The 25,423-nt window shown below is 38.7% G+C and carries 25 protein-coding genes and 1 tRNA gene; 11 read left to right on the plus strand and 15 right to left on the minus strand.

Features of this window, described 5'->3' with window-relative positions:
* The first annotated feature begins 5 nt into the window (after window positions 1–5).
* Window positions 6–488: a hypothetical protein gene (locus WH214_RS13080; protein ID WP_004693449.1), complete on the plus strand. Its 483-nt coding sequence runs from the start codon at window positions 6–8 to the stop codon at window positions 486–488.
* Window positions 489–788: 300 nt separating this feature from the next.
* Here WH214_RS13080 and WH214_RS13085 read toward each other — a convergent pair whose 3' ends face one another.
* The gene (locus WH214_RS13085) at window positions 789–1,484 is read right to left on the minus strand and encodes a Crp/Fnr family transcriptional regulator (protein WP_339422889.1); all 696 of its coding nucleotides are present in this window, start codon (window positions 1,482–1,484) and stop codon (window positions 789–791) included.
* Window positions 1,485–1,601: 117 nt separating this feature from the next.
* Between WH214_RS13085 and WH214_RS13090 the strand changes: the two genes are divergently transcribed.
* Window positions 1,602–2,141, plus strand: coding sequence for an Mpo1 family 2-hydroxy fatty acid dioxygenase (locus tag WH214_RS13090; RefSeq protein WP_339422888.1), 540 nt, complete (start codon window positions 1,602–1,604; stop codon window positions 2,139–2,141).
* A gap of 58 nt (window positions 2,142–2,199) precedes the next feature.
* Here the strand turns inward: WH214_RS13090 and WH214_RS13095 are convergent, their stop codons facing one another.
* The 10 genes from WH214_RS13095 to WH214_RS13140 all read right to left on the minus strand — a co-directional run bounded on the left by WH214_RS13095 (window position 2,200) and on the right by WH214_RS13140 (window position 12,254).
* Window positions 2,200–2,574 carry a hypothetical protein gene (locus WH214_RS13095; RefSeq protein ID WP_339422887.1) on the minus strand — a complete coding sequence of 125 codons (375 nt, stop codon included), beginning with the start codon at window positions 2,572–2,574 and terminating at the stop codon, window positions 2,200–2,202.
* 189 nt (window positions 2,575–2,763) lie between these two features.
* Window positions 2,764–3,855: a redox-regulated ATPase YchF gene (ychF, locus tag WH214_RS13100; protein WP_339993528.1), complete on the minus strand. Its 1,092-nt coding sequence runs from the start codon at window positions 3,853–3,855 to the stop codon at window positions 2,764–2,766.
* Between the two features lie 145 nt (window positions 3,856–4,000).
* Window positions 4,001–4,711 (minus strand): haloacid dehalogenase type II, encoded by a 711-nt coding sequence (locus tag WH214_RS13105; RefSeq protein ID WP_339422886.1) that lies wholly within the window; start codon window positions 4,709–4,711, stop codon window positions 4,001–4,003.
* 255 nt (window positions 4,712–4,966) lie between these two features.
* Window positions 4,967–5,626: a methionine ABC transporter permease gene (locus WH214_RS13110; RefSeq protein ID WP_058869503.1), complete on the minus strand. Its 660-nt coding sequence runs from the start codon at window positions 5,624–5,626 to the stop codon at window positions 4,967–4,969.
* A complete protein-coding gene (locus WH214_RS13115; protein ID WP_339422885.1) occupies window positions 5,607–6,677 on the minus strand; it encodes a methionine ABC transporter ATP-binding protein in 1,071 nt (356 codons plus the stop codon). Before WH214_RS13115 ends, WH214_RS13110 begins: the two co-directional genes overlap by 20 nt.
* A gap of 11 nt (window positions 6,678–6,688) precedes the next feature.
* Complete coding sequence (locus WH214_RS13120) at window positions 6,689–7,525, minus strand: MetQ/NlpA family ABC transporter substrate-binding protein (protein ID WP_339422884.1); 837 nt, start codon at window positions 7,523–7,525, stop codon at window positions 6,689–6,691.
* Window positions 7,526–7,534: 9 nt separating this feature from the next.
* On the minus strand, window positions 7,535–8,377 hold the full coding sequence (locus WH214_RS13125; protein ID WP_339422883.1) for a MetQ/NlpA family ABC transporter substrate-binding protein: 843 nt from the start codon (window positions 8,375–8,377) through the stop codon (window positions 7,535–7,537).
* Between the two features lie 22 nt (window positions 8,378–8,399).
* Window positions 8,400–9,818 (minus strand): LLM class flavin-dependent oxidoreductase, encoded by a 1,419-nt coding sequence (locus WH214_RS13130; RefSeq protein WP_339422882.1) that lies wholly within the window; start codon window positions 9,816–9,818, stop codon window positions 8,400–8,402.
* Complete coding sequence (locus tag WH214_RS13135; protein WP_339422881.1) at window positions 9,818–11,041, minus strand: SfnB family sulfur acquisition oxidoreductase; 1,224 nt, start codon at window positions 11,039–11,041, stop codon at window positions 9,818–9,820. Before WH214_RS13135 ends, WH214_RS13130 begins: the two co-directional genes overlap by 1 nt.
* Before the next feature lie 10 nt (window positions 11,042–11,051).
* Window positions 11,052–12,254 (minus strand): SfnB family sulfur acquisition oxidoreductase, encoded by a 1,203-nt coding sequence (locus WH214_RS13140; RefSeq protein ID WP_339993532.1) that lies wholly within the window; start codon window positions 12,252–12,254, stop codon window positions 11,052–11,054.
* Window positions 12,255–12,634: 380 nt separating this feature from the next.
* Here WH214_RS13140 and WH214_RS13145 point away from each other — a divergent pair, with 380 nt between their 5' ends.
* Together WH214_RS13145 and WH214_RS13150 are read left to right on the plus strand one after the other, a co-directional pair.
* On the plus strand, window positions 12,635–13,399 hold the full coding sequence (locus tag WH214_RS13145; RefSeq protein ID WP_339422879.1) for a glutathione S-transferase family protein: 765 nt from the start codon (window positions 12,635–12,637) through the stop codon (window positions 13,397–13,399).
* Window positions 13,400–13,679: 280 nt separating this feature from the next.
* The gene (locus tag WH214_RS13150; protein ID WP_004693423.1) at window positions 13,680–14,150 is read left to right on the plus strand and encodes an Lrp/AsnC family transcriptional regulator; all 471 of its coding nucleotides are present in this window, start codon (window positions 13,680–13,682) and stop codon (window positions 14,148–14,150) included.
* Window positions 14,151–14,526: 376 nt separating this feature from the next.
* Here the strand turns inward: WH214_RS13150 and WH214_RS13155 are convergent, their stop codons facing one another.
* Window positions 14,527–15,276: a YebC/PmpR family DNA-binding transcriptional regulator gene (locus WH214_RS13155; protein ID WP_004980080.1), complete on the minus strand. Its 750-nt coding sequence runs from the start codon at window positions 15,274–15,276 to the stop codon at window positions 14,527–14,529.
* A 263-nt stretch (window positions 15,277–15,539) separates the two neighbouring features.
* Window positions 15,540–16,112, minus strand: coding sequence for a 1-acyl-sn-glycerol-3-phosphate acyltransferase (locus WH214_RS13160; protein ID WP_026056467.1), 573 nt, complete (start codon window positions 16,110–16,112; stop codon window positions 15,540–15,542).
* A gap of 646 nt (window positions 16,113–16,758) precedes the next feature.
* On the opposite strand from WH214_RS13160, the gene WH214_RS13165 reads away from it, so the two are divergent.
* A tRNA-Ile gene (locus tag WH214_RS13165) sits at window positions 16,759–16,835 on the plus strand.
* Between the two features lie 106 nt (window positions 16,836–16,941).
* On the opposite strand, the gene WH214_RS13170 is transcribed toward WH214_RS13165, so the two are convergent.
* Window positions 16,942–17,808: a hypothetical protein gene (locus tag WH214_RS13170; RefSeq protein ID WP_339422878.1), complete on the minus strand. Its 867-nt coding sequence runs from the start codon at window positions 17,806–17,808 to the stop codon at window positions 16,942–16,944.
* A 110-nt stretch (window positions 17,809–17,918) separates the two neighbouring features.
* On the opposite strand from WH214_RS13170, the gene WH214_RS13175 reads away from it, so the two are divergent.
* Both WH214_RS13175 and WH214_RS13180 read left to right on the plus strand, forming a co-directional pair.
* A complete protein-coding gene (locus WH214_RS13175; protein WP_339993536.1) occupies window positions 17,919–18,098 on the plus strand; it encodes a helix-turn-helix domain-containing protein in 180 nt (59 codons plus the stop codon).
* Between the two features lie 100 nt (window positions 18,099–18,198).
* Window positions 18,199–20,004: an AAA family ATPase gene (locus tag WH214_RS13180; RefSeq protein ID WP_339422877.1), complete on the plus strand. Its 1,806-nt coding sequence runs from the start codon at window positions 18,199–18,201 to the stop codon at window positions 20,002–20,004.
* 167 nt (window positions 20,005–20,171) lie between these two features.
* On the opposite strand, the gene WH214_RS13185 is transcribed toward WH214_RS13180, so the two are convergent.
* Window positions 20,172–20,528 carry a hypothetical protein gene (locus tag WH214_RS13185; protein ID WP_339422876.1) on the minus strand — a complete coding sequence of 119 codons (357 nt, stop codon included), beginning with the start codon at window positions 20,526–20,528 and terminating at the stop codon, window positions 20,172–20,174.
* Window positions 20,529–20,812: 284 nt separating this feature from the next.
* Between WH214_RS13185 and WH214_RS13190 the strand changes: the two genes are divergently transcribed.
* Genes WH214_RS13190 through WH214_RS13205 form a run of 4 tightly spaced genes read left to right on the plus strand, consistent with a single transcriptional unit; the run spans window position 20,813 to window position 25,422 of the window.
* Complete coding sequence (locus WH214_RS13190) at window positions 20,813–21,136, plus strand: helix-turn-helix domain-containing protein (RefSeq protein WP_339422875.1); 324 nt, start codon at window positions 20,813–20,815, stop codon at window positions 21,134–21,136.
* A gap of 37 nt (window positions 21,137–21,173) precedes the next feature.
* Window positions 21,174–22,763, plus strand: a complete 1,590-nt coding sequence (locus tag WH214_RS13195) for a type I restriction-modification system subunit M (protein ID WP_339422874.1) — start codon at window positions 21,174–21,176, stop codon at window positions 22,761–22,763.
* Window positions 22,764–22,768: 5 nt separating this feature from the next.
* Entirely contained in the window at window positions 22,769–24,256 is a 1,488-nt protein-coding gene (locus tag WH214_RS13200) for a type I restriction-modification system subunit M (protein ID WP_339993539.1), read from the plus strand.
* A complete protein-coding gene (locus tag WH214_RS13205; RefSeq protein ID WP_339422872.1) occupies window positions 24,253–25,422 on the plus strand; it encodes a restriction endonuclease subunit S in 1,170 nt (389 codons plus the stop codon). Before WH214_RS13200 ends, WH214_RS13205 begins: the two co-directional genes overlap by 4 nt.
* Window position 25,423: the final 1 nt, after the last annotated feature.

Below are 25,423 nucleotides of genomic sequence, written 5' to 3' on the forward strand. Positions count from 1 at the left end.
TAACCATGTTGAAGCTCGAATTACGTACTTTAGGGCTGACTGCAATCATTGTAAGCAGTTTACTTTTGCAAGCTTGTGGGCAGTCAGAGCAAGCTCCTGAACAAAAAGTAGAAATTAAGGCTGCGCCAAAAATTACCAATGACGCTACGGAATATGCCCAGCGTGCTTGGGTGTTTATCAATGAAGTAGATGGCTTGGTCTATAACAAGCAACTGGATCAGATTGAAGCTAAAGTCCGTCATCCTGCACGTAAACTCAGTACGGACTGGCGTATTAATGTCAAAATGACAGACTCAGTGACCGAAGGAAAATACGCCCTGTGTCGTAAAGCCTTGACCAGCTTAGAAGTGTGGGCACGTGAGACCTTAGACGGTTCTTCGAGTGTTGCACAGAAACAGAGCGATTATGAACGTGATAAAGCACAATGTCGGGGCGCAATTGATAACCCAAGTTTAGGCAATACAGACCCTAAAAAAGTGGGTGTCTAATACCTGTATAGCATAAGCAAAAGCGAGTTTTAAAAACTCGCTTTTTATGGTTAGAGCTTTAATGAAAAATATAATAAAAATAGTACATTATCCCAATGCAGTAAAATAACGGAATTGAGTCGAATTTTGAGGGTTAATTTAAAAAATTAGTTGTTGCGATGTTTACATTAATTATTGGTCAAATGCTGCCACAGCAGTCTCAAGCCGGGGAGACGAATAGCCAAGACATTAGACCGTGTAGCCATATTTCTATACATTCCTTCTATGTGAATTGCACTCTTAAGGCGCACACTTGATGGTCTATTCTGAGCTATGTGCCATTTTATGCAGCATTGCAGGATCTAAAATTTTAATCTTTTTAAACGCAATTGCCAGTATTCCTTGTTTTTCTAAGTTTTGAAGTTCTTGGTTAATCGTTTGGCGTGAACACATCAGCATTTGAGCCAGTTGCTCTTGTGATAAATGAATTTCATCATTGGTAATCGCGAGATGGTTGCCATAACCGCTTAAAATAAACAGTAAGCGTTGAGCCAGTCGTTGACTGATATTTTGACTTTGGATTGCGATCAGTTCTAAAAAGGCGAGACGTAATTTCTGTGAAGCAAGCTGTGCAATATGAAACCAAAATTCTGGGGTGGCTTGGATAAATTCCTCAACATCGCGTTTAGGTAGATGGAGCAGGGTGCTTTTTTGAATAGCAATCGCATCGTGCGAACGCGGTTGCTGATCTATTAATGAAATTTCTCCAAACCACATAATCGGTTCAGCAATTGCTGCAACTGCTTCTTTACCTTCAATGTCGACATGACCTAAGCGAATGGCACCATTCAAGACTGCATAGATGCCATCAAATAAATCCCCAGAGCGAAAAACAGCTTGGTCTTTTGCAACCTCAATATATTTGGCATGTTGCACAATATACTGTTGATAGGCTTGTGGTAATTTGGCGAACCAATTGTTATTGAGTAATTGTTGTTTGTGTTGAATTTCCAGCATTCCGCGTCCTTTCGTGATTGATCGAGCAACTTGTCAGGTCAACGACAACTTGATGGGCTGTTTTCCTTTAAAGTTATTCTATATCGTGATCAATATCATGCAATAAGGAAATACAGTATGAGTAAATTAGAAAAATTATTAAGTCAGTATGCAGCTTATCATCTTGATCATAAAAATATCGTGACCCACTTTGTGGGTATTCCGCTGATTGTGTTTTCAATTATGTGCTTAACCGCGAGAGCTGGCATGACTGTGGGCAGTTTTGAAATTACTTTGGCGATGGTTTTGATCTTAGCGAGTATTGTTTACTACCTGAGCTTAGATCGAATTTTTGGTGTGATCATGCTAGTGATCTATGCCATGGCTTATCCATTGGCGTATAAAATCGCACAGTTTGATTTGGGTCTTTGGTTAAGTCTCAGTGTTGGTATTTTTGTCGTCGGCTGGACGTTCCAATTTGTGGGGCATTTCTATGAGAAGAAAAAACCGGCCTTTATGGATGATGTGATTGGCCTAGCTATCGGACCATTATTTGTTTTGGCGGAAATGGTGTTTATGCTTGGTTTTAGAAAAGGCATTGAACAACGAATGCTGGATGAAGCGCGTAAACAGCGTGCTGCAATGGATAATAAGCATGTCTCTGTGACATCACATTAACTGAATTATTTTATCGATAAAAAAGCCAGTGAATTTCACTGGCTTTTTTTATGCTGTTTTAAGATGTCTTCACGACTTTATGTGTATCTGGTTGAGCTTTGGGTGTATTCGGGCTTGGAGCATGAGCATCTTTATGGGATTTATTGGCCATTTCATTGGCTTTCATTGAATCATGTTTCACCATTTTATCTTGCTTCATGGCTGGATCATGTTTGGCCATTTTATCCTGTTTCATTGCTTGATCGTGTTTGGCCGTTTTGTCTTGTTTCATTGCCTGATCATGTTTCGCCACGTTCATGGTTGCGACGCACTTACCACCTTTATGATTTGCACCTGTACCACCCGACAGTGTTGTTCCTTGTGGGCATGCAAATGCTGTAGCGCTAATCGTTGTGAATAAACCTGCTGCAATAAATGTGCTGATCTTTTTCATTTTCGTTTGTTCAATGAAGGCATTAGTGCCTGTGATTAAATTAGCGATAATACGAAAGAATAGAAGTTATAATATTGTGTGAGATCCAAACGGATCAGGTGTTCATATGTTATTTAATGTTGTTTTTAAGATTGGTTTAAGCTTATAAAAAAACCCGATTGGTATCGGGTTTTTTATATTCGGAACGACTTATACGTTAAAGCGGAAGTGTAGAACATCACCGTCTTGAACGATGTACGTTTTACCTTCTAAACGCCATATACCTGCTTCTTTCGCGCCTGCTTCACCGTTGTATTGAACGAAGTCGTTATAAGCAACACATTCAGCACGGATAAAGCCTTTTTCGAAGTCAGTGTGGATCACACCCGCCGCTTGTGGTGCAGTTGCACCGACTTTAACGGTCCAAGCACGAACTTCTTGTACACCCGCCGTGAAGTAAGTCTGTAAACCTAAAAGACCGTAGCCTGCGCGAATTACCACGTTTAGGCCCGGCTCTTCCATGCCTAAAGCTTCAAGGAACTCAGCACGGTCTTCGTCTTCAAGCAGTGAAATTTCAGCTTCGATTTGGTTGCAAAGCGGAACTACGATTGCATTTTCTTCAGCTGCAAGTTTTTTCACAGCATCTAAATGCGGGTTGTTTTCAAAACCATCTTCTGCAACGTTTGCAATATACATGGTTGGTTTTAAAGTCATTAAGCCAAAACCGCGAACCAATTTACGTTCGTCGTCATCTAGGTCAGCTGCACGAGCAGGTTTGCCTTCATCAAGTAAAGGTAAAATTTTGTCTAAAACCGCTTTGGTTGCAAGCGCTTCTTTGTCGCCACCTTTTGCAGATTTTGCTAAACGAGTCACTGCTTTTGTCACAGTTTCTAAGTCAGCAAGTGCAAGTTCCGTATTGATGGTTGCGATGTCATCAAGCGGGTCAATTTTACCGTTAACGTGAATGACGTTTTCATCTTCAAAACAACGTACAACGTGAGCAATCGCATCTGTTTCACGGATGTTTGCAAGAAATTGGTTCCCCAAGCCTTCACCTTTAGATGCACCCGCAACTAAACCTGCAATGTCTACAAATTCCATCGTCGTTGGAATCACACGTTGAGGTTTTACAATCGCTGTTAATTTGTCTAAACGTGGATCTGGCACAGGAACGATGCCTGTGTTTGGTTCAATGGTACAGAATGGGAAGTTTTCAGCAGCAATAGCAGCTTTAGTCAATGCATTGAAAAGTGTAGATTTACCAACGTTCGGCAAGCCGACAATACCGCAATTAAAACCCATGAAATAACTCACAACGTGTTATATAAAAATTGCCAGTGATTTTACATGAAAGCCATGACAAAGTCAGGTCTCAGGGGAGAAGAATCAAAGTTGTAAATCATGTTGTGGGCAGAACTTCCTCATTTAAGCCTTATGTATGAGCCTTTTAAGCCTTTTCTTTTAATAAAGAAACCAGATTTAAGAGGTCAGTTGCATGTAGATTATTGTCTATGCAAGGACTAGAGTCTTTCAATTGAGCTGCACCATATTCAAAGGGGCGTTCAATATAAGCTGTCAGAAGTCCACAGCTACGCGCTGCGGCAAGGTCATCTTGATGGGTGGCAACCATCATCACTTGACTCGGTGCGACATTGAGAAAGTCTGCGACACCTAAATAGGTTTTGGGAGAAGGTTTGTAGGCTTTGAAATTTTCAGCAGAGAAAATAGTGTCCCAAGGCAATTTTGCGTACTTTGCCAGATCGACCAATAAGCGAATGTTTCCATTTGAAAGGGTGCAAATAATATAATCTTGTTTTAATTGATTGAGTGCTGCGACTGTATCTGGCCAAGGGTTGAGACAATGCCAAATAAAGTTTAAATCCATTTTTTGAGCTTCGGTCAGTGTGGAGATTTGATATTTCGCTAAAAGCTCATCCAAAATGAGACGGTGAATATCATCAATGGAGGTCCACGGCTGCTGACCTGACAAAACCTGATCCATTGCAGGTCGATAGCCTGCTCGCCAGTCTAATGCAAATTGGTTAGCATCGATGTTCAAGGCTAGACGTTCCAATTCTTGAACGATTGAAGAATGCCAGTCCACGACAGTTCCAAAGATGTCGAAAGCGAGTACTTTAATTTTAGGGGAATGATGCATATTGAGGTGGTTGTTCTTATTTAGTCTTGAGGATACGTTATAGCTTATTCATTTCTATCTGTATATTGAGAGCTATATTTTCTATGTGAATTTGAAAGAAAAACAATGTTGATTCAGTTGATTAGATTGCTGTCATAAAGCAAAGGTGATTATAACTGGGTAGTGAATTTCATACTGAAACACCCTCCTTAGAAAAAGGAGGGGCTAAAAAACTTAAGTGGACAGTATAGTGCTCTACTTTATGTGGAGATGGGATTAAACTTTCCTCTTATCGAGTTGAGTTGCCAGATTGTCTCCAATCGCTTGCACACACATCACCAAAATCACGAGCACGACAATCACGGCCAACATGATCTGCATATCAAAACGCTGATAACCATAACGATAGGCGATATCACCTAAACCGCCAGCACCAATTGCGCCTGCAATGGCAGAGGAGTTAATCATGGTCACAATGGTTACGGTAAAACCTGCGACAATTCCAGGAAGAGCTTCAGGTAACAACACATGCCAAATGATTTGAGTACGGTTACAGCCGATAGCTTGCGCAGCCTCAATCAGCCCTTGATCTACTTCGCGTAAACTGACTTCTGCAATTCGTGCAAAAAAAGGTGTTGCAGCCAAGGTTAAAGGGACAACTGCTGCCCAAACACCATAACTGGTGCCTACAATCCAACGGGTGAGTGGAATGAGGGCCACCATCAAAATCAGGAAGGGAACGGAACGAGTGATATTTACCAACCAGCCTAAACTATGGTTAATACTTTTGGAAGGATAAATGCCATGCTCAGAGGTGCTGACTAGAACCACTGCCATTGGCAGACCAATGAGTAAGGCAAAAAATGCGGATGCACCGACCATGATTAAGGTATCGATGGTGCCTGTCAGTAATAAATCAATGAGTTGGTCGTGCATAGCCAAGTACCTCTACATGTGTCACATGCGCTTTTAGTTTTTGTAGTAGCGATTGAATTTCTAAGTCCTGTGTACGAACAGCAATAACCAATGTTCCAATTAAATGGTTTTGGATGGTGTCGACCTGACTTTGATATAAATGCACAGTTTGTGGAAAGTGCTCCAAAATCTTTTTTAAGTCAGGTGGATGATGCGCATCTGATGTCGAGCGAATTTTGAAAATGGCATGTGTATCGAGCTGCGTAGGTTCAGCATTTAAGCGAAAAGGCAAATCGAGTTGTTCTAGATTCAGTAGTTCTTGGGTAATGCCTTGTTGGGGCTGAGAAAACACCGACCAAACTTCGCCTGATTCCACAATTTCTCCAGCATCGATGACCACGACCTGATCGCAAATTTCCCGAATCACTTGCATTTCATGGGTAATCAATACAATGGTGATACCCAGCTTTTGATTGATCTCTTTGAGCAAGGACAACACCACAGAGGTGCTTTCTGGATCGAGAGCAGATGTCGCTTCATCACAGAGTAAAATTTCAGGATGGTGGACCAATGCACGAGCAATGCCCACACGTTGCTTTTGACCACCAGACAGTTGTGACGGGTAATGCTGAGTCTTATCACTTAGCCCGACCAATTGTAAAACCTCGTTGACACGTTGTTCGATGTCTTGTTTGGGATAATTGGCCACTTTGAGGGGCAGTGCGACATTTTCATAGACTGTTTTGGCAGACATTAAATTGAAATGCTGGAAAATCATGCCAATGCGTTGGCGGAGCTGAATCAGCTCAGCATGGCTCAATGCGGCCAAGTCTTGTTGATGAATATGAATATGACCTTCACTGATACGTTCTAAACCATTTAGAGTGCGGAGTAGAGAGGATTTACCTGCACCACTTTTGCCAATAATGCCAAACACTTTCCCTGTCGGGATGTCGAGGTCAATCTTTTTGAGAGCATGCACGCTATGCCCTTGCACCGCATAGTGTTTGTTTAAGTTACGAATTTTGATATGTGGAATTGAAAAATCCACATGAGAACCAAAGCTGACCATTCTTTTTCTCCTTATTTCCAGCCTTCAAACCACAGACCTTGGCCAAAATCACGATCTAAAATCTCTTGAACGTGTTTTGAGTTTTGGAATGCTTGCACAAAAGTCGCAAGTTTTTGGTTTTGGTCTGGATAGTCTTTACGTGTCACAAATAAGATGGCGTATTTCTTGTCTATCGGGTCAAGAAAAAGAGCATGATGCGGATCTGTGACCTTGGCCATTTTTAAATAATGCGGGAAGCCAAAAATTAAATCGGCATCATTAAACGCATGTGCAGTTTGTGGGCCTTCTACTTCAATAAACTGAAGTTGTTTCGGATTACTCACAATATCTTGTACAGTAGATAGTTCATTGTTGAGGTCTTTGAGCTGAATCAAACCCGCACGATGCAGTAAAATTAAGGCACGCGCCGAATTCACTGGGTCATTGGGGATGACCACACGTGCTTGAGTTGGTAGTGCATCTAAGGACTTATATTTTTTAGAATACAGTCCGACATGACTTCCTGTTCCTGTGGCGAAAGCGTGCAAATTATAGTTTGTTTCGCGAATCGCATTACGTAGAAAGACACTTTGCTGAAAAAAATTGGCATCAATGTCACCATTTTGCACAGCAACATTTGGCGCATGCCAGTCCGAGAATTCAACCAGTTTGACTTGAATGCCTTGCTTTTTTACTTCATCTGCCACGCTTTGCAGCAGTTCGGCATAAGGTGGGCTAATACCAATCGTTAAGACATCATCTTGTGTATTGCTTTTGCTATAGCGGTAACCCGCTAGAACAAAAATTGTTACGATGATGCTTAAGCCAATCAGCCATTTTTTTCGATTTTGAGTGAAAGATTGCGTCATGGCTTATACTCACTTCCAACCTGGGAACCAAAGTTTTTCACCAATTTCACTATTCAAAGTCTGTTTAACTTTGTCAGACGTTTGATAAATCTTGATGAATTTTTCAAGCTGTGCCGCTTTCTCTGGATGTTGCTGTTGGTAGTCGTCACGCACCACAAATAAAATCGAATACAGGGTATTGGTGTTGTCATCTAAGATCAGCGCATCATTTGGGTCGATGGTCTTTGCAAGACGTAAATAATGTGGATAGCTAAAGACCAAGTCAGCATCATCAACGGCACGCGCAGTTTGTGGGCCTTCAACTTCAATAAACTGGAGCTTTTTAGGGTTGCTGACAATATCTTGCAGGTTAGATAGATGATTGTTTGGGTCTTTTAAGCTAATCAATTTAGCCTGTTGTAACAGTAAAAGCGCACGACCTTGGTTCACTGGATCATTTGGAATAACTGTGCGTGCATTTTCAGGAATCGCAGCAATCGAGTCATATTTTTTTGAATATAAACCGACGTGTGTGGTGACGCCTTTATTCAGTGCTTTCAGTTTAAATTGGGTTTCTTTGATGGCGTTATCTAAGAAGGGCTGATGCTGAAAATAGTTAGCATCAATATCACCATGGTTGAGGGTAATATTCGGAGTATTCCAATCCGAAAACTCGACCAGTTTGACGTTGATGCCTTGTTGTTTCGCCTCTTCCACAGCCACCTTTAATGGATTGGCAAAGGGTGGGCTGATCCCAATTACCAGTTCAGAGTTACTCGATTTTTTATGATAAGACCACGCCACCAGTGCAATGACGATGGCAGCGACAATTACCCCAATAACGGTAAATTTTGTTTTTGCAGTTTGAGCCATGATATTTCTCGTATTTTAAAATTTATGCGGTTTGTTTTTGCTGTGTTTTAGGATGAGAGCACGAGCTTTGACATCGATACTGCTGTACAGGGTGGTCTGCGGCCAGTCGGTCACCTTGAGCGAATAATTTGTGGCGTAAACTACCTGTTTCATAGGCGGTTTTATAACGGCCACGCTCTTGTAATTCTGGGATGACCCAACGAATAAAGTCTTGATGTGACTCTGGGGCGACGGTTCGTGTGAGATTAAAGCCATCTACGCCAGTTTCATCTAAGAGCTGAATGAGTTTTTCTGCTACAGTTTTTCCACTCCCGACAATCAGTGGATAGCGTCCACCGAGTACATGCTGGGCTTTCAAATCCGCTCGCGTAACTTTTTGCTCTTTAAATTTGTTATTGACCGAGGCAATGCTATTGGTTTGTTTATAAGGAATCGCTTCATCATCTGTGAACTGCGCTAAATCAATTCCGATTGAACTTGAAAAATGTGCCAAACCTGCTTCTGGACTGGCATAGCGAATATATTCGGCCAGTTTTTCTTGTGCGAGTTCGTCTGTTTCTGACGTCACTATACTAATGCCAACAAAGAGTTTAATGGCTTGTTCATCACGTCCATGGCTTAATGCAAGCGTACGAATCTTATCGACTTGCTGTTTCAGTTTTTCAGGCGTGTCAGCACCAATAAACATGGCTTCAGCATGTTGAGTTGCAAAGGCTAAGCCTTTGCTTGACGCACCCGCTTGATAAAGTACAGGTGTCCGCTGAATAGATGGAGAAACTTGAAAAACGCCCTGACTTTGGAAAAATTTGCCTTGATGCTGTATGGCATGAACTTTTGAGGGATCGGTAAAAACACGGTTTAATTTATCTTTTTGTACGGCATCGTCTTCCCAAGAACCTTCCCAAAATTTATAGCAAAGTTCGAGAAACTCTTCAGCTTGTTCATAACGTAAGTCGTGATCTTTTAAAACTTTTTGACCAATTAACCGTTCTGCGCTGTCTAAGTAACCCGTGACAATGTTCCAACCAATACGACCGTGGGTTAAATGATCGAGGCTCGCAAAGCGCCGTGCAAACTGATAAGGCGACTCATAGCTCAAGTTCACAGTGACACCAAACCCTAAGTGCTGTGTAACGGCGGCCATTGCAGAAACGAGTGTACTTGGGTCATGGCTTGGAAGCTGAATCGACTCTTTTAGGGTTAAATCAAGACCATTTTGATAAACATCGTAAACACCTGTAATGTCGGCGATAAACAAACCATCAAATAAACCTTGCTCTAAGGTCTGCGCCAAATCGGTCCAATAGCTGAGCTCATTAAAGCGATGTGACTCATCACGTGGGTGTGTCCATAAACCGTGATTGATATGACCTACGCTATTCATATCAAAGGCATTCAGAATGATTTGTTTCGGGCTTTTATTTTGAGATGATAGTGTCATTACAATGTCCCTCTGCGTGGCGGAAGTACACCGTTAAGAAGATAATTGGCAATGAAGTAATATTTCCAACGTGACGCATCATGTAGCGTGTGAACACGTGCATTACGCCAAAAGCGGTCTAGGCCATCTTCACGCTGACTACCACGACTGCCTGCCAGTTCAATCAATTTCGAAGCGGCTTTTAAAGCCGTTTCTGTGCTGTGAGCACGAACTTTCGCTACATCCAGTGATGCTTTCGCGATGTTCTCTATGGTTGGATTAGGACGTGCTGTATCAATGGAGCGAGCCGCTTGTTTGAGTAAGACTTCACTGGCACGCACATCGGCAACCACGCGTCCTAGTTCAAACTGAGTTAGAGGATCATCGGTTGCCTGTTCAACAGCAGAGTCAATCCACGGACGAGCCTGACGCACACGAACCAGTGTTTCCTCAAAAGCAGCACGCGCGATGCCCGTTTCAATGGCAGCATGCATAATTTGAGCAAAAGGCCCAACCAGAGTTGGTCTAGAAAAAGCTGTATCGAAAGGGACAATATCTTCGGCATCTACAGTAACATGATTGAATTTAACTGTACCGCTGCCTGTGGTGCGTTGACCAAAACCAGACCAATCATCAATCAGTTCTAGTCCTTGTCTACTCCGTGGGATAAAGACCAGAAACTCTTTCTCATCGGCATCTTTGACTAAGGTCGGGATACGGTCTGCAAACAGGCTGCCCGTGCAATAAAACTTTTCACCATTGACCACATAGCCTTGTTCAGTTTGGCTGAGCGCAGTTTGTTTTTGTGTTGCATTTTTAGTTTTGAACTCAGCCAAAGCATTACCAAAGCGAGCGCCTTTGAGCACTTCTGCATAGAGTTTACGCTTTTGTTGTTCAGTACCGTTGTTACGTAAAACCTCTAAGGCATAGAAATGGTTCTGGGGAATTTGTCCAATCGAACCATCCACACCACTCATTAGTGCGATAATTTGCGCGACGGTATAGCTTGAAACATCTGCACCTCCGAATTCCTTCGGTACAGTAATGGCCCAAAGCCCAGATTGACTATAGGCTTTGATTTCCTCAAAAGGCAAAATTCGTTCAGCATCACGTTGGATGGCCTGTTGTTTAAACTGCTCAGCTAAGTTTTTGGCAATCTCTAAGGCTTCAGCATCACTTTGAATAATATGTGCATACGCCGTGTCTTGGGATTGAAGTGGAAGAATGGGTTGAAATGAAGTCATGACGTTCTCCTTAAATCCAAGCGTGGCGAGCAGGGAAAGTGTTGTTCAGATAATAGTTACCCAGTGCATGCAGCTTCCAGCGGATCGGGTCGTGGTAGGTATTCACACGTGCATTGCGCCAATGTTGATCTAAGTTATGTTGGCTTAGGCTCGAACGACTCCCGCCAAGCTCTAGGAGTTTTTCAGAAATTTGTAGTGCAGCATCGTTAGCATAGACCTTAGCTTCAGCGACTAAAATGGAGGCTTTAGCTGCTTGTTCAGCACTGACAACGCTCAGTTGGTCGAGCTCATCTAAATATTCAGCAGCTTCATCGAGCAGTAGGATAGCGGCATCCAACAGGACAGCGGATTTGCCGACTTCTTGTAAGGTGTAATGTTCAAAACTGGCTTTCTCAACTTGTGCATCGACAATTGGTCGGGCTTTTTTAACTGCTGACAAAGTGTCTTCAAATGCGGCTTCTGCAATACCGACATCAATCGCAACTTGCATTAACTGCGAGAAAGCACCGCGATAATTGACGTCTTCAGCCAGTTTCCGTTCATCAAAAATAAGTAGTGGATCGACTTCAACCCGTTGTAATTTTACTGTGCCGCTTGAAGTTGTACGTTGACCAAAACCATCCCAGTTATCGATAACTTCCACACCTTGTGCTGTGGCATCAACAAGAGTCAGTACCACATATCCTTCAGGGTGAATGGCTTTAATGGCTAACCAATGGGCAAAGCTACTGCCTGTAGAGTAGAACTTTTCACCATCGACATAGTAACGACCATTTTCAATGTTTAATGTTGTACTCAGAGTTTTAGTGTCTTTGGTATTTCGTTCAGGGCCGCCATTGGCCAAGCGCTTGCCGTTTAATATTTCATTAAAAATAAACTGTTTTTGTTGTTCGTTGCCCAAGATATCAATCATGTTGAGCAGCGCAATTTGGTTTTGTGGAATTTGGCCGACACTTGAGTCGGCTTTATTAATAATGCGAAAAACCTGTGCTAAGGTTTTGTTGGAAACAAATGCGCCTCCAAAAGTTTGAGGAATACGAATACCGCCTAATCCTTTTTGGCTAAATAACTCGACTTCAGCAAAAGGAAGCTGACGGTTCTGATCACGTTGATCCCGACCTTCTAAGGCAAAGTCAGCGACATGATAGGCTGCATTAATCGCATCCTGATCATTTTGTATCACGTGAATATTTTTAGAGAGTGTATGAGACATAAAAGCACCTTTACTTAATGCCTATACGCTACTTGGGATTGCTTGAATGATTAAATGAAGGATTTTGAATTACTTAGCAGCTAAAAAGTTAAAAATAAAATATGCTAAGTTTAATCATTTAGGTGATATGTTAAGTATTTGAAAAATAGGGAATAGCTGATTTAACTGAGGGCTGAATGGGATGATCAAAGGCTTGCTTATCAAGATTTGAGATATTGTAGAGAAAAAAACGTATAAATTTGATAAAGGCTGTTGAACATTTGCTAGGCAGTTTTGAGTAAAAAGTACATTGTAAATCCTAAATACAGTGACTAAAGTATCCAACTGAAATAGATGGCTTTTCTGAAAAGCCAAAATAGAAAAATAAATGTGGAGCATTTATGAGAACTTTATACCAGTTTCCTTTATCTCATTTTTGTGAGAAAGCTCGCTGGTTGCTCGATCATAAAGAGCTAGATTTTGTCGCACAGAATGTGGTGCCTGGGGTTCACCGGGCTTTTGCACAGTTAAAGACCGGTCAAAATAAACTGCCTATTTTGCGTGATCAGGACAAATGGGTCGCTGATACCACCGAGATTGCGCTATATCTTGATGAGCGTTATCCAGAACATCGACTGTTACGTAATGAAGCAAAGCTTCGTAAAGAGGCTTTAGATGTTAATGCGCTAGCCAATGATTTGGGATTGCATGTGCGTCGTTGGGGGCTGGCGCATGCATTGTCCGATAACGATCAATCGTTACAGATTATGTTGGGCGAAAAGGGGTATTTACGTAAATTTGAAAAATACACCAAACCTTTAATGAAAACTTTGATGTCGAAAGGTTATGAGTTGAATGCAGAGAAAATAGAGCATTCCAAAGCCGAAATGCAGCGTTTAATTGAAGTATTAAATGAGATGTTAATTGCTAATCATGGACGTTACTTTGTCGGGGATCGTTTAGGTTTGGCGGATATTGCTGTATGTTCGATGTTAGCGCCTGTGCTGGAAATTAAGGGGACACCTTGGGAAAAAGACCATGAGGAAAGTCTATCTGAAGAATTTAGTGCTTATAAAACCTATTTAACCAATTTACCCTTGGGACAGTATGTTTTAAGAGTCTATCAAACCGAGCGCAATGCTCGAGTCGACTGGCGCGGCGTTTAAGATAAGTTTAAGTCAAATAAGGCAAAGGTGGTGTGTGATACAGACAGTCTTTGCCATTCTTGTATTTTCAATATAATTATTTTGAGAAACTGAATAGAAGTTTTCTCAGTTGATTTGCAACTTTGTAAAAGATCATGGCACTCTTTGTTTGAAAAAGCTGATATCTTTTTATTAATCTGAAAATATATGAAAAAAAACTGCAAATAAGCTTTATCTTTCATTTGAAATGCTTAATATGAAATAAATACCTATAAACATAAGTTGTCATGAGAGTTAAATAATGGAATTAGATCGTTTTGATAAGCAAATTTTAGAAATTTTAAGTAATGAAGATATCAATCTAAACGAATTATCAGAGCGTATTAATCTATCGGTCAGTTCAGTACATCGTCGTATTAAGCACCTAATTGATAACGATATTATGACCAAAGTTAAGCGTGATATTAACTATCAAAAACTCGGTTTTAGTCTACATGTTTTGCTACAAGTATCCTTGAGTAAGCACGATACCGACACTTTTTCCAAGTTTTTAGAAGAGCTAGAAAATATTCCTGAAGTGACCAATGCCTTTTTAGTGACAGGGCAGTCGGCAGACTTTATTGTTGAAGTTGTGGCAAGAGATATGGAAAATTACAGTGATATTTTACTCAAACGTATTGGTAAAATCGAACATGTGGTGGCACTCCACTCAAGCTTTGTGATTAAAGAATATAACGTTTTTAACTGTAGTGGTTTGTTGAGCAAAGTTTAAGTCACGCTGAACTTATATGAGCCTAATGAGTATTAGGCTTCCTGCATTCAAAAGTTTGCATATTATCAGACATAACTTTTAGTCCTAATACCTGAAGAACGCATGAGCTATGTATGTTAGAGGCGCTACAGCAGGATGATGTTGCTATTTAATGGGTCGTGAAAAACGCTCCGTGGCAAAGTTTTCTGATCTTTCGTGATCGTTTTTTGGAAAATTAAGAATTAGTGGTGGCCTATAACCAATTAAAATAAGACAGCCAACATTTAACGATGAATATCGATTTAAAAAAGCAAAATTTATTAAAAGGGTATTCAATCAGACATAAAAAATGCGCTCCCAAAACTATATTCGAGAACGCATTTTTTAAAGCAGTCGATTAGGCGTCTAATTCTGCCAATACCGCGTCAGAGAACTCAACATTGGTATATACGTTTTGTACATCATCTAAATCTTCAAGCATATCAATCATTTTCATAATTTTTTTGGCTTGATCGATATCGGTGATTTCAGCTTTAGTTGAAGGGCTCATGACCACTTCAGCATTGTCCGATTTTAAACCTGCTGCAGTCAAAGCATCTTGCACATCACCAAAAGATTCAGGTGTAGTAATGACTAAGATTTCATCTTCATCGACTTCGATATCTTCAGCACCTGCTTCAAGTGCTACGTCCATGATTTTATCTTCTAAAGACACATCTTCAAAAGTGATTTCACCACGTTTTGTGAACAAGAAAGCAACTGAACCGTTTGTGCCTAAGTTACCATCTGTTTTTGAGAAACAGTGACGGACATCCGGTACAGTACGGTTTAAGTTGTCAGTCATGGTTTCTACGATAACTGCAACACCACCAACACCATAACCTTCGTAGGTAATTTCTTTTAAATCATCGTTATCTTCGCCACCAGCACCACGTTGGATTGCACGGTTGATGACATCACGTGTCATATTTACAGAAAGTGCTTTTTCTACAACTGCACGAAGACGTGGGTTGCTTGCAGCATCACCACCGCCAAGCTTTGCAGCAGTTGTTAATTCACGAATAAATTTGGTAAAAAGTTTACCACGGCTAGCATCTTGTTTTGCTTTACGATGCTTAATATTGGCCCACTTGGAATGACCCGCCATGCGAAATATGCTCCTTGTAGATTGGCTTTGTGCCTATCAAATTGTGCAAATTCTACCATAAGCACTTTTTTATGCGAAAGTAGGTGTTTTTCTGAAAATTGCCTGAACAAACAAAAAAAGAATTAAAGTTGTTTGAAATAAAGCCAGTTATTTCAAATTAATCTTGTAAAGGCCAGTTTACTTTAAAAATTAACCGCTGGTAAGAACTCACGGAGACCTAAAAGAATAGAGTCTTCACATTCTTTTAGGTTAATTAAACGACCTTATTGTGCAGCAGTCTTAGGTTCAGGAATCTCAATATCTAAACCAACATGCTCTTTATAAAGTGCTTTAATAAGCGCTAAGTCATGATCTAGGTCTGTTGGGTAGATTTTTCCAAAAATACCGCCTTGCTTGGTTTTTGAGTTCGCGTACATCAGTACAATAGGGACATTTGCTGCTTTAGCAATATGCCAAAACCCAGTACGAATAGGTTTACGTACTTCACCTGTTTTGGCACGTGTCGCTTCAGGTGCAATGACTAAATTGAATTTTTCATTTTGGCTAAAGTGTTCAACCATTTGAGACACAATGTCTTTATTTGACTTACGATCGACTGCGATACCGCCAATGGCTTCGAGTATGGGCTTCATTGGCCCTTTAAATAATTCTTTTTTAATCAGAGTATGGATTTTCATATCGTAGATTTGAAAAATCGCCAGTGACAAGACAGCATCCAACATAGAAGTATGTTCAAATCCAATAATGACCTGCTTGTCTTCCAAAACGTTTGGTTCTACATGATATTTCCAGCCTGCGAGTTTAAACGCAGACTCACCAATGAATTTTTTTAACATGAGCATAAAAATACAAGTGTTTTTTAAAGAGGCTAATGTCTGCTTGTTTGCGGTTTGAGTCAAGTCCTACTTGATTGCACTTGCCACTTTTATGAATCGTTTTGAATCCTCATCAGTTGAACAAGGAGAGGGCAAGAATTGAACACTAAGATGTTTTAAATCTAATCAAATAGAAAATAAATATGGTGAAAATTAAAATACCACTATTCATAAATGAAATGACAGATTAGACTTTGGTCTAAGACTAAAGTGTGCACTTTCACACTTTAACTTTGGTTTAGCAAAGTTCAGGATTGTTAAAATGGCTTATCTTTCGACTTTTGTATGTGCAATAGTTCTCTTTTCTTTGGTTGTTATTTGGTCAATTATTGAGTTTTTAATTGACTCACGAAAAAAAGAAGAAGCCAGTATTTAGTTTTTATCCAATTTAATTAAATTTTATTATTCTAGTATTTATAAGCGCTTTTGAGTCTTAGTATGTAATTCAAAGATCGTGAAAGACCTGATGTGTCAGTTTGATGATCTAAATTTTCCTGATTGTTTGCATAGTGTACAACCATGTGTGAAAAAGCTTGTCTTTTGAAAAAATCTTCGCTAGTATTCATTTCGCCTGAACTTGTTGATATATAACAAATTCAGCATATTAGGGCCTATAGCTCAGTTGGTTAGAGCAGCGGACTCATAATCCGTTGGTCGACAGTTCAAGTCTGTCTGGGCCCACCATATAAAACAACCACTTACGTGTACTAATCGTAAGTGGTTTTTTTGTTTTTGGATTTTAGTAAGCACATGGTAAGCAAAATAGATCAACAAAAATCAGATTACTAAATTAATCAAGAAAGAAATCTTTACTAAGCATATCTAGGAATTCATAAGTATTATTTTCATTTTTTAAGTGATCTTGTATTTGTGTTAACCATCCGCACATTTTGAAATGGTCAAAAATTTCAAAATTTTCAAATTCTGAAGATTTGTATGGTTGCAGATGTATTTGGCACAATTTTAAGAAAAATATTCCTTCAAAGCAGAGTTCGGTTAAGATTGGTTGTAAATTTGAAATGAAAAATGCTATGCAGTTATCCATTTTTTCTAAGTCCAGATCAAATCTCGCTTTATGATATGCATACAATATGTAGCTATAAAAATCTAAAATGTTTCCATATTTTAAGAATTCAGATTCATCTAGGTGAGCGTTTTCATTAAAGAGAGTAGGTTCGATAATGATTTTATTATTAACAGCATCGATACTGACATCTTCGAATTTTGATAAAAAAATTTCAAGATAAGATCTTGTAGCAGGTCTGATTTTTAAGAAATCCCAGACTGGATGATTAAAATATAAGCTAGAATTTTCGACAATTGCATCTATTCTTTTTAATTTTACGGCATTTGGTTTCGTTTCGCCTTTTGAATACTTATACCAGATCCTGGAATCTGCTTGATTTAAGCTATGACCGATTTTATTTGCGTTCGTTTGATAAAATGTAATTTCTTTTGAATTGAGTTTAGAAGACTGAAAGTTTTCTAGTAATGAAATTCTGTCTTCTACTTCAAGAGATGTAATATCAATTTTATTTTCCAGACAGAATTCACTGAATTCCTCATCAAATATATTCGCAACTATTCTTGTCTCAAGATATCTGTACCAAAAAATAGTTTGAAGAGCATCAATAATATTTTTCTTCGGTTGTCCCACGGATTTCATATCTAAATGTTGTCAAGTTATTCATTGAAACATTGAACATTACCTTCAAATGAAAAATCAACTAAAAAATACTTAATTCAATTGAAATAGGAAGCTTCTTTATGAAGCATGAATCTTTATTAATCTCAACTGCTGATGCAGCTAAGCTTCTCGGTATGCAGCCACAAACTTTAAGGAAGTGGGCAATTTATGAAAATGGTCCAGTTACTCCAAAACGACATGGTCGTGTATTGCGTTGGAATCGTAATGAGATTCTAAAGTTTGCTGGTGAAATAAAGTAGCTAAATTATTTGCTTCCTCCTTCTTTTTTAATTAAAAAAAACTGCTTCTTAATCTGAAGCAGTTTGAGGAGGATTTTGTCTAATTATTAGGTTTATATAAATGCAAAAAATTAAAACTGTTGCCGAGACTCATGATTATGATGAGTGCATGATTGATAAAAATGTTGAAGAGTCTTTGTATTTAGATGTACAGCCATTTTTTATTCAGAAAAGTGGTGGTGATATTGAAAGCCTAGTTTATCCTACAGTTACTGACTTTAAATCACAGTATATAAAAACTGCCTGCGATACTAATCCCGTACTTGTAAAATTTAATATTGCTACTTCTCATCTATTTTTTGAGTTTAGAGAAAATTCATATTTAGATAAAGACAATACAAAGTTCGACTATGAAGGGTTTTTGGCAGTTGATTTATATAGTAAGAATGGGCAACTTTGTGGTGTTTTGGCTCTAGGTAGAGAAAAAGGAAAATATAAATCAACGCAGTTGATGCAATATATCATCGGTCAAAATGGTGTTGCTGTATTTAATAAAAATGCAGCTAATGCAAAAATCAATTACTGTACGAACAGAATGGATGTTGCATTAAAAATAACCCAGTGTGGTGAGCGTGTAGCATGTGCGAGTAGGTTAGATGATTGTGTTGAATTTTTTTTAAATACCACAAATAACAGCCCTATTATGGTTGATACATCACACACTAATATTAATGCTTTAAGCTTGTTTAATTCTGATAAGATCTTGACCATAAAACATAAGATAGACCTACAAACGTATCTCCAAAATCTATACGCTGATTTTTCTCAACAGTATGGCATTGTGGAGGAAAACCCTCAAATTGATAAGTCTGTAATAGATACAATTAAAGTTATAAATATGAGTGATATTCAGGCCTTGCCAATTCTATGGTTATGGCCCGGATGGTTACCCTTGGGTAAGATGATAATTTTGGCTGGTGCTGGTGGGTGTGGTAAAACAAATCTATCGCTTGCATTAATCGCAATTATCACAAGAGGTGGATTTTTCCCAGATGGTATGCAATGTGAAAATCCTGGGAGGGTATTAATCTACTCAACAGAGGATGATCCAGCAGACACATTAAAACCTCGGTTAATTGCGAATGGTGCAGATATTAATAGAGTATCTTTTATTGCTGGACGAACTAATCAACAGGGTAAATTAGAACCATTCGACCCTGCAAAAGATTTTCCTAAAATTGAGCAATATATAAAGGCTAATCCGGATCTTAAATTATTAATGATTGATCCTATCATTTCTGCTGTAAGTGGAGATATGAATAAAGCAAACGATGTAAGAAGGTCCTTACAGCCCTTAGTTGATTTAGCTAATCAATATGGTTTTGCAATTTTGGGGATCACTCATTTTGCCAAAGGTAGCGTAAACAATAATCCGGCAGATAGAATTTTAGGTTCTCAAGCGTTCAGTGCATTGGCTCGTATGGCCTGGAGTGCTGCTCGAAGAGAAACTGAGGGTGATTGTATTTTGGTACGAGCAAAAAGTAATATTTCAACACTTGATGGTGGTATACGTTATCAGCTTGAGTCTGTGATGGTTGCTGAAAATATTGAAACAACCAAAACAACTTGGTTAGGTGCTATTGAAGGCTCTGCTAAAGAGCTATTAAATAGTGCAGAGTTAAGTGGAAGTGATAATAATTCTGTAGTTGATACAGCAAAAGAGTTTTTGATTGAGTTGTTAAATACTGTTGAGAAAATGTCTTCTAAAGAGGTTCAAGCTCAAGCTAAAGAGGCGGGTTTTAGTCCAGCATCTATCCGTCGCGCACAAGAAAGATTGAATATTAAACCATTCAGGCCTCACGGCGAAAAAGGCTGGTTTTGGTCATTGCCCAAAATTCATAGATTAGACGAGCCTAGCAATTTTTAATCCCAAATTCATCCATTGAACAATATGATCAAGTTGGACAATATAGTGGTAAGCAATTGAAATATATTAATATTCATATTGCTCAAAATAAATAAGTTTGAGCAATATGATGAATAACTTGAAATTACTTATAAATCATTTGGTTATAGTCAATTTGTTCATGTTGCTCAACTTTCACTAATAGAGGTTGGATAGTTTACTTTGTATTTAAATTCACTCCAAAGTTCATCATAAATTTCATGAAAATTGATGAGTCCATATCTATTAAAACCATATCTATTAAAACCATATCTATTAAAACCATATCTTTCAAAAAACTGATTATCAATAAAGTAAGTAACTGCCTGATAAGTATTAAGGTGATCAGCTACACCAAGTTGATGACAAAAATAATTATTAAATTGAATTTGAAGCTCCGTGGTCTCAATAATCTTTGTGGCTATTATTTTAGAAATTTCACGTACATTCAGATTTTTAATTGCTGGATGAATAAAAACAGGGATATGGCTAGGTGAGTTGCTCATAATAGACTCCAAGTGAATTTACTTAAATCGTCTGTTATGAAAGAATGCAAATGTAGAATGTCGAAATTTTACAATCTTTCATTTCAGTCATTTGGAATGAAAAGCATGAGTGCTTTATTGTCGAGATAAGGCACTCATGCATATACAATACTATTCATATAATTTTCCTCCTTAAATTTCTTTTAAAGATGTCTTTTTGTCGAAATAGACAATAAAATACTGTCAATATATATATGCAAACTTGTCTAAATAGTCAAGTTTATATTGTCGATTTATGGTGTTTTATGTTAATTGAGATGGATTCTGAGCTGTTTTGTAAAAGGCTCAAAGAAATAAGAACACAAAGGAAAATGACGCAGCAGGATATTGCGGAAAAAACAGGGATTCCATCGACTTCAATTTCGCATATTGAAGCTGGCTCTCGAAAGCCGTCTTTGGAAAATTTTTATAAGCTCATAGTTGTTCTGAATGTGTCTGGTGATTATCTCTTAGGGCGTACGGATCAATACTCTGATCTAGGCACCGACCCAATTTCAAAATCTATTCAAGGCTTACCTGAGTCAGAAAGAGAGATGATTCAGAAATTCATCTTGTCTTTGCAAAAATAATTTATCCGTATTTATACAAATTGAATGTAGTGAATCCATGACTCTTCTTGATTTAAAAGACTTAGAAACCCATTTGTGGGAAGCGGCACATATCATTACTGGTCCGATAGATGCGTCTGACTATAAGACCTACATTTTCCCAATCCTTTTCTTTAAACGTATTTGTGACGTTTATGATGAAGAGCTAGAAAAGGCAATTAAAGAAACTGGTGGTGACGCTGAAATGGCTAAAGCACCAATGTTTCATCGTATTGATATTCCTGACGGCTCTCATTGGGATGATGTAATTGCTAAAACACAGGATGTAGGGCAATGTCTTAAAGAAGCTTTCAATAAAATCGAACAAGTAAATGATAATTTGTATGGCATTTTTGGTGATGCGAGCTGGACCAATAAAGAGCGTTTATCAGATGAACTATTGATTACGTTATTAGGTCATTTTAACAAGTATCACCTTGGTGTTAATGAAGTTCGTAATGATGATATGGGGCGTGCATACGAATATCTGATCAAACGCTTTGCTGATAAAGCTAATAAAAAAGCAGGGGAATTCTACACGCCACGTTCAATTGTACGCTTACTGGTTAATATTCTTGATCCAAAGCCAAGTGAAAGCATATACGACCCAGCGTGTGGTACGGGGGGGATGTTACTGGAAACGATTCATCACGTTGCAGAGAATGGTGGTGATCCACGATCCTTAACTTTAAAAGGACAAGAGAAGAACCTAACCACTGAAGCCATCGCACGTATGAACTTGTTCCTGCATGGACAAGAAGACTTTCAGATCGTGCGTGGTGATACTTTACTCGAGCCTAAATTCCTTAAAAACGACCAGCTTGAGCAATTTGACTGTGTAATTGCAAATCCGCCATTTAGCCTAAAAGAATGGGGTTATAACAAGTGGTCATCAGATTCGTATGCACGAAATGTCTATATGGTAGAAGAGCCTGATGAAAGCAGTGAAGATCCAGAAAAAACCAAACTGGTACGCAAGACTTTCTTAGCACCAAAAACTAATGGTGATTTTGCCTGGATTCAACATATGTTGGCTTCAGTCAAAGATGATGGACGCATGACGGTTGTATTGCCCCACGGCGTATTGTTCCGGGGTAGTGCGGAGCTGGAAATTCGTAAACAGCTTTTGCTTTCAAATCAGCTTGAAGCAGTGATTGGTGTTGCACAAAATTTATTTTATGGAACAGGTATTGCGGCCTGTATTTTAGTACTGCGTAAAGATAGAAAACCTTATCAAAAGAAAGATGGGCCATCAGTAAATAAACCCGTGCTCTTTATTAATGCTGAAGACATCTTTACTAAAGGCCGTGCGCAAAACACACTGAGCAATGAGCAATCTGATGAAATTTATGATCTTTACATCAAAGCAAAAGAAGAGCATCAAGAGCTGATTGGTCAATCACGTTGGGTGCCATTTGCTGAAATTGAAGAAAATGAATTTAATTTAAATATTGCACGTTATGTTCAAAAGCCTTTAGAGCAAGAGACTATGACACTCGAACAGGCTTTAAGTGATTTCACCAACAAAATGGCAGATTTAGAAAAAGCTGAGCAAGAGTTGGAAACGTTGTTAAAAGCCCAAGGTTTTAAGATTAAGGATGTAGGTTAAGTCAAATGGCGAATGAAAATGCAAAATTAGAAGACCTACTTTGGGGTGCTGCTGAGTTCCTCCGTGGGCAAATTGATGCTTCTGACTATAAACAGTACGTCTTTCCGCTTCTGTTCTTTAAGCGTTTGTCGGATGTGTATGATGACGAGCTTGAAGATGCTAAAAAAGAAATGGGTACCGATGACCTGTTTGGCTTCTTACAATTCCATCGTTTTGAAATTCCGAGCGAAGCAAGCTGTAAAACAGTTAAAGAGACAACTCAAGATATTGGTAAAGCCATTCAAACGGCACTACGCACGATTGAAGCTAAAAATGAGCGTTTAGCTGGCGTATTTGGTGATGCGCAGTGGACCAATAAAGAACGTCTGCCAGACCATTTACTCAAAGATCTGGTTGGGCACTTTAGTAAGATTGATTTGGGTTTACATAAGGTCAAGCAAGACGATCTTGGTCAGGCTTATGAATACTTAATTAAGAAATTTGCAGATGACTCAGGTCATACGGCGGCAGAATTCTATACCAACCGTACTGTGGTGCATTTCATGACTCGTATCATGGAATTAAAACCAGGGGAAACCGCTTACGATCCAACTTGTGGTACGGGTGGGATGTTGCTCAATGCAGTCATGGATTTGCGTGAGAAAGGTGAAGAATGGCGTAGCGTAAAGCTCTATGGTCAGGAAGTGAATTTGCTGACCTCGGCGATTGCACGTATGAATATGTTCTTACATGACATTGAAGAGTTTGATATACGCCGTGGTGATACTTTAGGTGAGCCGAAGTTTATTGAAAATGATCAGCTCAAACAGTTTGATGTGATTTTAGCTAACCCGCCGTATTCGATTAAAAAATGGGATCGTAAGAAATTCTCAGCAGATCCTTTTCATCGCAATATGTATGGTGTACCACCACAAGGCTGTGCCGATTATGGCTTCTATACGCACATCATCAAGAGTTTAAAACCGGATACAGGTCGTGGTGCGATGTTATGGCCACACGGCGTATTATTCCGTGATTCAGAGTTTGAAATTCGTAAGCAAGTGATTGAATCAGACATTATTGATGCCGTCATTGGTTTAGGTCCAAACCTGTTCTACAACTCGCCAATGGAGTCTTGTATTGTTGTTTTGGGAACCAATAAACCCAAAGAACGAAAAAATAAGATTCTGTTTATTAATGGTGTAGAGCATGTGACACGAGAGCGTGCGCATAGTCGACTTTCTGAAAAAGACTTAGAAGTATTGGTCAATGCTTACTTTAAGCCTGAAGAAAGTGAGATTGCACGTTTGGTGGATTTAGATGAAGTTCGTCAAAACAATCATAACCTTTCTATTCCCTTATACGTGTCTTTAAAGAAAGAACAAGAAACGGTATCTATGGATCAGCTTTTGGATGATTGGGTAGATAACCGTAAACAGTTAAAAGATTTAGTTGCAGATTTGATGAAAGATTTAAAAAGCTTAGATGTTCAATCAGTGGAGCAAGATGTATGAGTACTGATTTGAATATGGAATATCAAGAAGTAAAGTTTGGTGATATTTGTCGTGAAGTAAAATTGACGACCAAAGACCCAATTGCAGATGGTTATGATAAATATATTGGTTTAGAGCATTTAGATTCAGGCTCTTTGAAAATTAAACGCTGGGGCTTAATTGCTGAAGATAATCCGACTTTTACACGTGTTTTTAAAAAAGGCCATATCTTAATTGGTAAGCGTCGTCCTTATCTTAAAAAAGCAGCAATTGCTGAGTTTGATGGTATTTGTAGTAGTGATATTATTGTGGTGGAAGCCTCAAATAATCAACTATTTAAGAAAATACTTCCTTTCTTAATCCAATCAGAGAAGTTTTGGAATTGGGCAATTAAGACATCAAATGGTTCTTTGTCTCCACGTACAAAATTTAAAGATATTCAAGAGCTTAAGTTGTTAATACCTAAGGATATTTCAGCTACCAATTTTTATGCTGAGTTATTGGGCAAAACGGAAGAGTGCATAGAGAAAGCTTCTTTGTCTCATGAGGCATTTAAGTTATTCAAGAATAATTTGAGTGAGAACCTATTAGAAGGAAAAGAAAGAATACCTGGTTATAAGAATGATTGGAAAAAGAAAAAACTTAAAGATTTAGGAGTTTTTTTAAGAGGATTAACTTATTCGCCTTCCGACGTTACAGACAATACATATGCTCTTTTAGTTTTACGTTCGTCTAATATCAAAGATGGGTTATTAACATTGGATGATAATGTGTATGTGGATAATGAAGGATTGCAAGCAAATCTTGTGAAAAAAAATGACATATTAATTTGTGTTAGGAATGGATCTAAACACCTAATTGGTAAAACAGCATTAATTAATGAGGATATATATGCAACACATGGAGCATTTATGTCTTTATATAGAACAGAATACTCTCAATATATATATCATTTATTTCAGACTAAGCGTTATAAAGAACTAGTTTTTATGAATTTAGGTGCAACAATTAACTCTATTAATGGAAGTGATCTAGAGAACTTTAGCTTTTTTGTTCCTGAGAAATCTGAAATGGATGCTATATCAAAGAAATTATCTTTATATGATGATATTGATAAGAGCTTACATAATAAGTGCGTCAATTTAATTAATTTAAGAAATAATTTAGTAAATCAATATTTGGGGTAGG

The sequence above is a fragment of the Acinetobacter sp. MYb191 genome, assembly GCF_037572605.1.
Classification (GTDB): Bacteria; Pseudomonadota; Gammaproteobacteria; order Pseudomonadales; family Moraxellaceae; genus Acinetobacter; species Acinetobacter johnsonii.